Raw genomic sequence first — 12487 nt, 5'->3', positions numbered from 1 at the left:
TTACATGAAGAAGTCTGTTATACTATCTGTTTGCGTTTTGCTGTTTACTGTTGCACAAGGACAAAAAGTTGTTCCGTACGATAGCATCAAACCGATGGAGCCATATAATTTTATTTTGGGTACCAATACCATCGGGGGTCAGTACCAGTTTACAAACGAATCCAGACTCTTGGAACAGGCAAAGCATGTGCGGGGTATGGGATCAAACATTTTAAAAATTTCGTTGGGTGCCAACTCGCCGAAAAGTTATGCATTAACCATCGATCAAAAACCGTCTACTACCTTGGAGTTATTCAACGCTTCGCCGGAATACAAGAAAGTAGTTGACATGGATTTCAAATACATTTTTATATGGGTACATACCATCACCGGTATTAATTGGAAGAAGGGTATTGACTCCGAGCAGGAGAAACATTTGTATGATGAGATGTTTGATTTTGCTACTTACCTGCTGAAGACCTACAACAATTCGGCGAAAACATTTTTGATCGGTAACTGGGAAGGGGATTGGCTTTTGCTTTCCGATTACAACCGCACTGCATCTCCACCACAGGAACACCTGCAAAATATGACCAAGTGGTTCCAGATAAGACAAAAGGCAATTGATGATGCAAAGAAAGCAGTTGCAGCAAAAAATGTTCAGCTCTATCACTACATCGAAGTTAATCTGGTGCTGAAAGGCATGAAGGGTGAGCCTTGCATTGCCAGCAGTGTATTGCCGTATGTAAATGTGGACCTGGTATCGTACAGCAGTTACGAAGCCATTAAAAACAGAACTTACAGCGAAAAGAAAGAACAGTTGAACAGCATCTTCAACTATCTTGAAAAACAACTGCAGCCAAAAGAAGGACTGCCCTTTTCACGCAGAGTGTATATCGGCGAATACGGTTATCATGCCAACAGCAATAAGCCCGAATCGTTTACCAAGCAGTACAATGAAACAAAAGAGATCATGAAGATTTCACTGGAGCTTAATTTGCCCTTTGCTTTGCATTGGCAGATGTACAACAACGAATACGAAACCAACGGCGAGTCCAAACAAATGTCGCTCATTAACGAGCAGGGCGAACGAATGCCCTTGTACTTTCTGCATCAAAAATATTATCAGCAGATGAATCGCTTTTTAATCAACTATAAAGCAGGTAATAACGCAGCACCCTCAGCAGAAGTGTTTCGGAAAAAAGCATTGGAACTGCTAGATGCGTTGTAACGTTTTAGAGAATAAATTTATTGACGCTAACTTGTAAAGATTGATTTCTGTTTCCATTGTTTCAGAAGATGAATGGTTGATGTTACGGTTCATGGTTGTTTAATGTAAGTCGCTGTTGCCTTCCCATTCATATTTGTCTAATATTTTTTCAAGATAAAGACCTTTAAACTTCTCTGCTTTTAATTTTGCTCCTGTTTCAAGTCCAACTAAAATGATTGCATCTTTTGCATAACCTCGCCCAAATTCAATGTCAGTCCTGTAAAAGCCGTCCGACAGAATTGAGTTGTCTGATAAACAAACTGGTGTCGCTCCAACAACTTCGTTATATTCATTGCAAACTGAATTGAACTCGAGAAAATTTGTTTTTCGCCTGGTAGTGTCGAATGTAATAGTATTAGCCACCAGCATTAAAAATTTTTTCTCATAAGTTGGTATTGGAAAAAAGGAAACGCCATCATAGTTATTTTCAATACAAAACCGCATAAATCGTTCTGATACGATCAAGTAAGAGTCATACGTGTAAGAAATATCATAAGTCTTCTTGGTAAGTTTGAAATTGGGGTTCAAATGAAGTTGCCTGTTTTTTACAAAGTCCAAACAATTACAGATATTAACCTCGTACTGGTCAGGGTTCATGTAAGAATCATTGTCTGGTCCTGATATGGAATATCCTAAAACTTTCATGTTAGTGAGATGTGTCAACTGGCAGTCCAGACAACGTTTAAGGCTTTGTAGTTTGGAATGTGCCAACTGCGGAACGGCCCGGAACTGAACCAGCCTGCAGGCAGGGCTAAATTTATAAATAAAAGCCGAAGTTAAAACCCCTGCCTTGGTTCGTGTCTTCACGAACAAATTTAAATATACTTCTGTCTCGTGGAGACACCGAACGGAGACATAGAGTATGCTATTTTTTTTTCGATATAAATGTAATTAGGTTAATTGTAATCTCTCTTTGTCGAAGAATAGTTTCGTAGTATAATTCTAATGAAGCTTTATATGCTGCGAAGTCGTTGTAGCAGGCTATAATTTTTTCTTTGTTATCAGTCACCATTTTTATTCTATTGTCCATATAAGCAAGCAAGGTGTCATTTGAAAAATTTTGTAGTTCGTAACTATTACTAACACCAATATTATCTTGAAATGCAAGCCTGTCTCTATAGTTGTACACAAATTTTTGAGTAGAAAATGTTTCTTTGTAAGCATCTATAACCATGTTGGCATCTTTATGGCATAGGTTTAGTCCAATTTGATATACTCCAATTGAATCCAATAAGTCTGGATTGTCTATTAAGGTTAGCCCTCCTGTCGACTTTAATTGCGTAATGGTTCCTTCGTTAAAATTTACTACGGGAGGAAACCAATCATATTTCATTATCAATATGTAGTTAAGCTTAATGTTTAAAGCTTTATCCATTGGTTTTTGCATTTGTTCAAGTGCAGTATCCAATCCTAATGTGGTAGTAGAGATCAGTTGCAAAATGCTATCAATTCGGGAGATGTCATGCGTAAGATCTGATTTCAAAGAAGACAGGTATTGACTCTCCTTTTTTCTATCATTCTTTTTTTGATTACAAGTTTGGGCTTGCAAGGCAAAAAAGAGGCCAAAAAAACTTAAAATGAAAGGGAAGAGAAGATTATTAAATGGATTTATGTCACCAACAACCCTTACTTTAAAACCGGTAAAAATACTCATTGTTGAAATTTATTATTTTTTGAAAGCGTTCTTGAGCAGGCTTTTCATTTTAGTGATTTTTTGTTTAACGGTTGTATGCGCCAACTGTATGTTTTAATTGGGTTGTAGAACAACAGCAACGGGTGTATTTAATTGTATTTATATTCTTTGTTAATAAAACAATTACAACCAATATGATATGGCATTTTAGGAGGATTATTTTTGGAAAATATTTTCGTTGATAGGTCTTTTGCACAAGGGCAAGGGTAGTCTTTGTCAAGCGGCTCGATTTTATAAGCCTTTATATACTCATCATTTTTAAGGTCACGCCAAGCATAATATGAATTTCTGAAAGTATCCATTAAGAGACGAACTTCTTGTTCATGATATGACCAAGCCGCCGATATCTTCTGAATATCGATTTGACTATATTTTTCTGGTAAAGGTTTGAGTTTAAATAATTCTCGTAGCGAAATATATTTACCTATTCTTTCATCTATCTTTTCCAAAGACAAAATATACTCGATTGCTTGATTTTTTCTTTTAAATTCCTTAGAAGGATTCTCTGCAATTAAATTTAATTCTTTAAGTGTAAGGACAGATAATACCTCTTCTTTAGAAATATCAGCTCCTCTGATTGCTAGATTTAACTCAACTAGTTTTTCAAAAATTGGTCTGGAATAATTGTCACTCGAAACAACTCTCACTTTTTCCAATTTGTCTGCACATCCGAGATAGGTTTGTAGATTTTCAAACCCAAATTCTGATATAAGTTCGTCATCAATAGAAATATCAGTTGGTTCATTTTCAAATAGGATTTCTATATCGCAATTAGCTCTCTCAAATATTTCAGCGATTGCAGCCTGTCGGAACTCGAAAAGTAGATCATCTTTGTCTTTTTCTCCTAATGAGCCCCATTCAGTTGAAGCAGCTTTCAGATTATCAATTTTCTGGAAGTACTTTGCCTTGTATTTTGTTTTATAATCCTCAATTTCCTTTATTTTTAAATTGTGCTCAGCAAAAATTGCTACCAATTTATCATCTTTCCTATAATCTCTAATTTCTTCATCATCTAAAAGATTTCGTATTTGATCAGCAATTTTCTTATCAGCATTTAAGAGGGTAAGAATAAAAGGCGCCTCTGGATTTAAAATCCAATTGCCTTGGTTGTCTTTAGTTATAGGTTTAAATTTTTCTTGAACGTATGATGAATTGGAGCCAAAAGAGGTTGTTATTTTAATTTCAAAGGGCAACTCTTTTTCATTGGATGATTTGTTTAAGTTGTCACTTTGGATTGATTCGGTTTTCGAGGTGAGACCAAATAGTTTTTTTAAAAAATTCATATAATGCTTTTAACGGTTCAGGGGACTTCGACTTCGTTTAAATGTTGCTGGTTCGTTGTTCATTGTTCCGTTTGATTTTCATTTTCAATTTCAGTGCCATCAACGTTGAACGGAAGTAATTTGTCAGAAACTTTTTTATCTGACTTTAACCCCAAATTTTTCAAATGAATAGCTTGACTTATTACATTTCCCCTTCCTGTTTTTAGTTGCCCCAACGCATTATCATAGGCCTTTTGAGTTGAATTTAGCTTGTTACCTATTTCTTCAAAGTTTTCCGTAAAACCAACAAATTTTTCATACAATAATTCACCACGTTTAACTATGTCCATGGCGTTTTTATTTTGCCATTCACGTCTCCAAAGGTCAGAGAATAATTTAAGGCAAGCGATCAATGTTGTAGGGCTAACTAATAAAATTCTTTTAGAGTATGCATATGACCACAAGTCGGAGTCGCCTTGAACTGCCAATAAATAGGCGGGTTCTATTGGTATAAACATCATGGTAAAATCCAAAGCCGTATCAATGTTGTCATATTTTTTTGTGTTTAATTGCTCAATATGAAGCTTAATTGAATTGATGTGTTCTGTAAGAAATTTCTTTTGTTCATCACTATCTTCACTTGCTGAATAACTATCATACGCAATTAGCGAAACTTTCGAATCAACAATGATTACTCTTTCATCAGGCAAGTTTACTTTTACGTCAAGCCTTTGAGTTTTACCTTCATCATCTTTAATGGATTGTTGAACAAAATATTCTCTGTCTTTTGTTAAACCCGATGACTCTAGTATTCTTTCCAAAATCATTTCGCCCCAATTTCCTCTTTTTTGAGCTTTCCCTTTTAAAGCAGTTGCTAAATTGTTTGCTTCCGTGCTTACCTTATTGGTTTGTTCAATTAAACCCTTTATTCTTTCTTCTAATGATGTTCGTTGTTTCGTATCTTCAGTGTGGGTTGCTTCAACTTTTTCTTTGAATTTGTTAATGTCTTCCTTTAGCGGATTTAATAGTATTTCGATATTTGTTTTATTTGTTTCAGTAAAGTTTTTGGATTTTTCTTCAAGCAATTTATTCGCAATTTTTTCAAATTGTAAATGAGCTGTCTTTTGAAGTTCTTCAACTTCTGCTTTTTGTGTCGTCAGTTTCTCTGACAAGGCCGTGTTGTTCGCTGTTAATTTGCTGACTTGTGCTGTTAGATCTGTTAGTTTTATTGTAAGTTCTTCAATTTGTTTTATTTGCTTATCGTTTGTTTCATTCTGTTTTGCCAAATTTTCGGTAATTGATTTGTTATTTGCTGAAAGTTCAGAATTTGTTTGCTTGTGAAGATTTATATCGTTTTGTAGGCTTTTATTCGTTTCTCGTTCCGTACTTAGTTCTTTTGAAAGTTCGTTGATTCTTCTTTCACTATTTGTAAAGTTTGTTTCTAATGAAGCTGCTTGTGTTTGGAATTGGGCAACCTCATTTTCTTTTAAAGTTAATTTTCTTGTAAGTGAATCATTGGACTCTTGAAGTATTTGTGTTTTATTTTCAATTAATCTGAGATTGGTATTCGTCTCGTTGTGTTTTGCAGAAAGTTCATCAAAGACAGCTTTTGAAACATTTTTTGTCTTGTTAAGCAAATAAAGAATGATGTAGGAAACTAAAGTACCAGTTAAAAGTCCTACTAATAAGCTTGTTATATTCATTTTCAGGCGTTTATTTGTCTCTTGTTTACAATATGTCTGTCATCAATCACTGATAACACTAATCGTTTCGCTATAATACGCAACATCTTTTAAAAATGCAAAGCCTTTGTTCGCCCGAGGTTTCAAGTTGTGGAGCTCGGTAATTATATGTTTAACTCCTAGGTCGGTTACCAGACCCGGATCCGACGGAATTTTAACTTGTAAGCTAATTTGAAAAACTTGAATCGAATATGCTTTTCAGTAGGCAGTATATTCAAATTATCTTTGCCCATTTATGGTTTGAATCCAGTCTTGGTATCTGATTATGTGATTGCTTGTTTTTTATTAAAAGTTTCTTTTTTTTATTATCTGGATGTATTGATAAAACCCTTTATATTTTCCTTAATCTTGTCGGAAGTGAACCCGTATTTATTTGTTACTAAATCATAGGCGTTTACTTCGTCAATAGGAATGATATTTCCATTTCCTTTTTTAGTAAAGTGCCCGATATGTAGAAAAATAATTTTGAAGATTTACTCCGGTTGATAACGGTGATTTGGTCTTCAAAAATGCCATCAATTTCTAAACCATTCTTCTTTGAGAAATAATCGTTCATTTTTCCCATTAAAATAAATTGGCCATTGAGTACACCAACTGTATATAAACTAACAGTAAGATTTGCAGGAGAATGTTTATAACAATACGAAAAATAAAATCTAATGTATCGCCATGCCTTTCTTGAATCTTAATACCATTGTTACTACAAAGGCCAAAAATTGGGTCGTTACCCTGTATTATTGTAATATTTTTTTTCGAAGAATCGCTTATGATTTTTCTATTGTTTTTTGAGCCGTGTCATACTTAAGACCATATTTAGCTAAAGCTTCAATTGTATTTTTATTGCTACTATTTAATTGCTCAGTATAACTTTTGCCTGCTTCAATAATTCTTTGTTGATGAATTGAATCTCTTTCTTGTAGTTGGGAAAAAAGGCTTGATTTGCTTTCCTCTTCTTCTGCATCAGTAACGAGAAAAAATATTACTGTACAAAAAGTTGTCACAATATAACATGAAATAAGAACCCAGCCTAGTTTGGTAAAGTTCTTAGTAAATTTAGACGTGTTGTCAGATAGTTTGCCTTTTAAAGGAATAATGACAATTAGGGTTTGCATTATTGCTATTATAATTGTCAGTATAATTTTCATATATGTGAAAGGTTTTTTGGTTTTTTTAATTAGTGTTGCTTTGAGTTTGCTGCTAGTGAAATACACTAATGAAATTGTCGTGTTGTTTTCTCACAAAAAAGCCACCGTAACACAGTGGCTTTTATTTCTTTTTTATCTCTTTTCCAACAATCTCTCAAGCAACACAATTTTTTCACGCTCGCTTTTGAGTAATGCGTCGTATAATTCTATCATTTTTTCTAAAGCATTAAAAGTAGGGTAGTAGTTAACAGCGTTCATAGTTGAAGTGTCATGACTTGTAAACGTATTTGATATAATATTTACTACGCTTTCTTCACTAAAAGTTTTAATTGATTCCGGTGTAACCTTCATCACTTTCGCAATCTTCTCAATCATATCCTTATCCAACGCCTCCTTCTGTTCCAATGCACTCACAGCCTGTTGGCTCAATCCTAATTCCATGGCAAGAGCATCCTGCTTAATACCCAATATTTCACGGATGCGTTTTACATTCCTTCCTTCGTGTATGGTCTTTTCTGTCATAACGCTAAAGTAATTATTTCTGTTTGTTTATAAAACGGTATTTCTACCCGTAACTCATAACCCATAACCCGTAACCTGGAGCTCACAAAATGTAACATACAACCATATCATTGTAAAATACAAACAACACAGGTAGGTTACCGCTTCCCGCCTTCGTTACTTTATACCAGAAACCGCCGGGTACCTGTAACACAACCAATTTCTATCGAAAAACCTTTTTCTTTTGTGTGTCCCTGTTATCACTACGGCTCTGTCCTCTTGACTACAGGCTATCAACTACCGGCTACCAACTCTATGAACAATCAATCTGTATCAGACAACCAGAATGCTGCACATGAGATGTTCATGAAAGTACAGCAGCAATTCACTACAGCAGTACCAAACTCGATCAAGGCTTTTACCGAAAACCAGGCTGTACATTGGTTTTCGGGGCCCTTTTTGGTTACTTTTTGGGCAAACAAAAAGTGACAAGAACTCAAATTGTGCCTGCACAATTCATCACTTAAAAATTAAAAATATAGAAATGCTTATCACCAAGGATACACCGAAGCTTCCCCGAAAATTGCCAAAGCCCGAACTAAAATGGCAAACCGAACACTACAGCCGCCGACAGGAATTTCGTTTCCAAATACCCTACGGCTTTCTCCTGCTCTGCAAACTTTTAGACACCACACCCAACGACATGCTCCATTGGTTCATGGAAAATTGCAGCTACAGCAGTTTTGAAGGAGAAGGCAAAGAACAGGCAAGGCAACACCTGCAAGACTATATCATCGCCATGCACTACGGACAAGAATATTACACAGAAGAAAACATCCGCCAAATGATGAACGAGCTAAAAGCCATCAACATGCTCTGGCCCAACAATACCAAACCAAAATTCATGACCGCCCATGCCCATTGGCGCCACAACTATTTCAACTGGTGGTACAAAAAATGGCACCGCCATCCCCGCCGACGAAATTAAAAGGCAATAGGCAATAGCTGATACGCAATGGGCAAAACAATATGGCTAAATAGAAATATAACTGTTGCACATAGGATGTTCAAGCTGGCAGCAAAGTAATTAACTACAGTAGTGCTAAAGTACATCAAGGCGTTATCCGAAAACCAGGCTGTATATTGGTTTTCGGGGTCCTTTTTGGTTACTTTTTGGACAAGCAAAAAGTGACAGAAAAAGAAATTGTGCTTGCACAATTCCATCAAAAAACATGAAGCAAAAGAACAGTGCACCACGCCAACCCACTCACAACTCACCACTCCCCATGTTCAACGAACCCCACTTCATCAAACTCATCTTCACCCTCGCCGACACCCAAGCCTGGCTCGACGAACTCTGCCACGAAACCTACAACAGTATACCGGTGCTCTGTAAGCGAAAATTTCGTTCCAGCACCTACTACCTGAGCGTAACAGCGCTGGCCCATATTTTAGAACGGCATTACTACAAAATACCCCGCCATCCCGACGCAGGAAAATTCCACATCTCACTTAATGAAATCCTGCACTTCATCAAAGAAGCACAGCCCATGCCCGTCGCACCCGTTGCCGGCAAAGCAACCTTCCAACGCACACTCCAAACCAATCAACACATCGGCTTCGATCGAAACGGCCTCCCCGCTACCCACATCACCGTCATCACTACCGCCAGCGGCAACATCCTCACCGCCTTCCCCGGCCACACTGATAATGCATGTGGGAACGCTTTAGTCAACAAAAACGAGAGTAAACTCAATGATGAGTAGTAAAAAAAGGGCCGATTTACAATTCACCATTCGTGTAAATTCGTGCTATTCGTGGCCAAGTACATCTGTGTTCATTTGCGTCCATCTGTGGCCCCACATCTATGTAAATCAGTAATAAACAAAAGCTTGCGTAAGCGCCGCTTTCAAGGGTTATTCTTCAAATATTCCTGCAACGCCGTTTGATAAACCTTTTTCCCCTTCTTCAACTGTTTCGCATACGCCGCCCTCAACACGGGATCGTTGTTAATAGCTTTTGCATAGGCAACCGCCTTCCCAAAACGGGTTTGGTTTTCTAATTGTAATAAACTTGGCTTTACATTGCTCATATCAGGGTAGCGGCTCACTACGGTTTTTGAACCGTATTGCTTAAAAACAAGCTGCTTACCGATCTGGCCTTGCAGGCCTTTCAAAAGAGAGTGTTGCCGGATACGTGCCATAGGGGTAGGTATTATCTAAACAAGATAAACAAAAAGCCAGGCAAATGCAACCATCCTTCGCTCATCCTTCGCTCATTAAGGCACAATACGCCCACGCAAAGGGCAGTTTTCGCCCTGTTTAATGGCAGGGAGCTATATCCCTTTCTCCATCCGCACATCCATAATGTATTCTTCAAACTCCCGCAACGAAAAGCTGCTGAGGTTACGGCTGGCCGTTAGTCTTCCTTTTTGTGCGGCGAGGGTACCATACTTCACATCGTTATAGCCACTCAGTTCATGTGCATCGGGGTTAATGGAAAGGAGAGCACCTTTGTCTAACGCATACGGTATCCAGCGCCAGTCAATATCCAGTCGGCGTGGATGTGCGTTCAGTTCAATCACCACACTGTTGGCCACACAGGCATCAATAATTTTTTTATGATCGAGTGGATAACCGGCACGGCTCAATAACAATCGTCCCGTCATGTGACCGAGTATGGTGGTGTAGGGATTTTCAATCGCATTCATTACACGCATCATCGCTTTCTCTTCATTCATTTTTAAATTACTGTGTACCGATGCGATCACCAGATCAAATGTGGCAAGCGTATCATCATCATAATCCAGTGATCCGTCACCCAATATATCAGCTTCAATACTTTTGAAAATGCGGAAGCCGTTGAGTTTGCCGTTGAGTTCATCAATGTATTTGTGTTGTGCTTCAATACGCTCCACACTTAATCCGTTGGCATAACCGGCACTCTTGCTGTGATCGCTGATCACTAAATACTCAAACCCTTTTTCCTGTGCATGACGTGCCATGGTTTCAATGGTTTCGCCACCATCGCTCCAGTTACTATGACTGTGAATAATCCCTTTAATAGATGAAGCTTGTACAAGATCAGGAATACCACCGGTCAGCAATTCTTCACGCAAACAGGAAGGAATAAAAGCCACGCCTTTTTCTTCAAACAATAATTGCTCTTCTGCCACCGTTGCTACTGTGCCCCATGTTTCTAAGAACTCTTCAGAAGCGGATGTTTGAAATAATCTCGTTCCGAAATTGTCTGCCGTTGCCAAATGAAACTGCAATACAATATTCTCCGGTCCTTTAACGGAAAGAAAGGAATCGTTTTGTTCCTTCACTTCAAAATTATTATTGGTAAAGATGGGCGATAATACAGCCAATGGAGTAGTGGTAACCCATTCAAGCTGATGAATAATTTCCATCTGTCGTCTGAACTCACCCGTTAGTTCAAAACGATAATCAGTAAAATGAGTTCGCAGGTTTTTATCAACAGCCATGGCGTAGGCTTCCACGTCAGCATACAAATGAATGTCTTTGTGCTTCAGAAAAAACTCAATCGATTCTTTTACATTGGCCTGTGTTTTTTCACCAAAGCCTTTAAAGAGTAACAAACGGTTTTCTTCGCAGGCATATAATAATTCACCAATACTTTCAATTTCCATTTCTTTCCAGATGGTGGAAATTTTCTTGGGGCCAATGCCTTTGATCGAAAGCATTTCAATTACACCGGGAGGCGTGCGTGCAATAATATCGGTGAGAGCTTTCAGTTCGCCCGTTTGTAAGATCTCCAGTATTTTTTTGGACGTACTGGCGCCAATGCCTTTGTAGGTAGAAATTTTGGCAGGATCAACATCGGCCAGCTGTACCGGTAGTTTTTCAATATTAAAAGCTGCAGCAGCGTAAGTCTTTGCTTTAAAACTGTCTTCGCCATGAATATCCATGAGTTTACTCAACAGCGAAAACATATCGGCGATCTGGTAATTATCGGGCATGAAGGGGAGTTCTTTGTACAAAGAAAATACTTTTCATGAAGAAGTCCGGAAGACAGGAAGATGAGATGAACGAAAGTGAGGGAGATGTACTAAAAAGAAAAACTTCCATGCGGAAGTTTCTCAAGGGACATTGGTGGACAGGTTCGTCCGTTGTTCTTCATAAGATACCGTTGTTCGGCTTTCTTCAGGATTGGATAAAATTGGTTCTCTTATAGGGTAGTTGGTGGTTGCCAACAGGATAAAAGTAGTGCAGTTAAAATAGAAAAAAGGATACACTCAAACTTGGTTTTTAAGTTTAAGAGTATCCTTTTACTCCCATCACAGGAATACCTGTTTAGAATGTGTAGCGGATGGCAAAACCACCCCAGTTGCCACTGAAACCGGCTCCGTAATCACCAAATTCAAACGATGGCTGCCAGTCGATCGACATATTGATCGGCGCACCATTGAACTTGTAATCAAGACCCAATACACCATCAATACCAACTACTGCACCACCTCTGTAACCCGGGTAGCGTCTGTCCCAATAACGGTTATTCCAGAAACCAACGTGGGCACCCGGACCAACATACCATTTTAAACCCGGCGCTCCATTGATATTGCCATGAAATTCATACAAGCCGGTAATACGTACGCCATCTCTCCAGAAATAAGCGATTCCTTCGAGGGCGGCATTGCTTTTTACAAAATGCTTCAATGTAACACCTCCACCGGGATAAAATTTTACACCCAAAGCGGTTTTGTAGCTGCTTCCTTTTGCCTGTGCTGTTGCCCCTTGTGTAAATGCTGTTAACACAATGATGGCCATAATTAATCTCTTCATAAAATGTGAGTTTTAGATGTACAACCCCCATTGAAAAAATGATGCCAAACTTTAACAGATCGTGTTGAATGGCCTCCTTTCTGCCTGAAT

12 protein-coding genes are annotated in these 12487 nt (G+C 38.0%); 3 read left to right on the top strand and 9 right to left on the bottom strand.

What is annotated here, in order from left to right:
- Nucleotides 1-4: 4 nt before the first annotated feature.
- Nucleotides 5-1210, top strand: a complete 1206-nt coding sequence (locus WG989_RS00760) for a hypothetical protein (RefSeq protein WP_340426620.1) — start codon at nt 5-7, stop codon at nt 1208-1210.
- 99 nt (nt 1211-1309) lie between these two features.
- Here the strand turns inward: WG989_RS00760 and WG989_RS00755 are convergent, their stop codons facing one another.
- The 6 genes from WG989_RS00755 to WG989_RS00730 all read right to left on the bottom strand — a co-directional run bounded on the left by WG989_RS00755 (nt 1310) and on the right by WG989_RS00730 (nt 7613).
- Nucleotides 1310-2056 (bottom strand): hypothetical protein, encoded by a 747-nt coding sequence (locus tag WG989_RS00755; RefSeq protein ID WP_340426618.1) that lies wholly within the window; start codon nt 2054-2056, stop codon nt 1310-1312.
- 58 nt (nt 2057-2114) lie between these two features.
- Nucleotides 2115-2903 carry a hypothetical protein gene (locus tag WG989_RS00750; protein ID WP_340426616.1) on the bottom strand — a complete coding sequence of 263 codons (789 nt, stop codon included), beginning with the start codon at nt 2901-2903 and terminating at the stop codon, nt 2115-2117.
- 128 nt (nt 2904-3031) lie between these two features.
- Nucleotides 3032-4225 (bottom strand): hypothetical protein, encoded by a 1194-nt coding sequence (locus tag WG989_RS00745; protein ID WP_340426615.1) that lies wholly within the window; start codon nt 4223-4225, stop codon nt 3032-3034.
- Between the two features lie 59 nt (nt 4226-4284).
- On the bottom strand, nt 4285-5907 hold the full coding sequence (locus tag WG989_RS00740) for a DNA recombination protein RmuC (protein WP_340426614.1): 1623 nt from the start codon (nt 5905-5907) through the stop codon (nt 4285-4287).
- Between the two features lie 803 nt (nt 5908-6710).
- Entirely contained in the window at nt 6711-7091 is a 381-nt protein-coding gene (locus WG989_RS00735; RefSeq protein WP_340426613.1) for a hypothetical protein, read from the bottom strand.
- A gap of 132 nt (nt 7092-7223) precedes the next feature.
- Nucleotides 7224-7613, bottom strand: coding sequence for a helix-turn-helix domain-containing protein (locus WG989_RS00730; protein WP_340426612.1), 390 nt, complete (start codon nt 7611-7613; stop codon nt 7224-7226).
- Between the two features lie 523 nt (nt 7614-8136).
- Between WG989_RS00730 and WG989_RS00725 the strand changes: the two genes are divergently transcribed.
- Together WG989_RS00725 and WG989_RS00720 are read left to right on the top strand one after the other, a co-directional pair.
- Entirely contained in the window at nt 8137-8580 is a 444-nt protein-coding gene (locus WG989_RS00725) for a hypothetical protein (protein ID WP_340426611.1), read from the top strand.
- A gap of 244 nt (nt 8581-8824) precedes the next feature.
- Entirely contained in the window at nt 8825-9358 is a 534-nt protein-coding gene (locus tag WG989_RS00720) for a hypothetical protein (protein ID WP_340426610.1), read from the top strand.
- Nucleotides 9359-9501: 143 nt separating this feature from the next.
- On the opposite strand, the gene WG989_RS00715 is transcribed toward WG989_RS00720, so the two are convergent.
- The 3 genes from WG989_RS00715 to WG989_RS00705 form a co-directional block, all read right to left on the bottom strand.
- The gene (locus WG989_RS00715; RefSeq protein WP_340426609.1) at nt 9502-9795 is read right to left on the bottom strand and encodes a hypothetical protein; all 294 of its coding nucleotides are present in this window, start codon (nt 9793-9795) and stop codon (nt 9502-9504) included.
- A gap of 132 nt (nt 9796-9927) precedes the next feature.
- Complete coding sequence (locus WG989_RS00710) at nt 9928-11595, bottom strand: DNA polymerase/3'-5' exonuclease PolX (RefSeq protein WP_340426608.1); 1668 nt, start codon at nt 11593-11595, stop codon at nt 9928-9930.
- Nucleotides 11596-11908: 313 nt separating this feature from the next.
- Complete coding sequence (locus WG989_RS00705) at nt 11909-12397, bottom strand: hypothetical protein (protein WP_340426606.1); 489 nt, start codon at nt 12395-12397, stop codon at nt 11909-11911.
- Nucleotides 12398-12487: the final 90 nt, after the last annotated feature.

Source organism: Lacibacter sp. H407 (genome assembly GCF_037892605.1).
Lineage (GTDB): Bacteria > Bacteroidota > Bacteroidia > Chitinophagales > Chitinophagaceae > Lacibacter.
The sequence above is the reverse complement of the archived record's forward strand: the minus strand, read 5'-3'. Positions and strand labels throughout refer to the sequence as shown.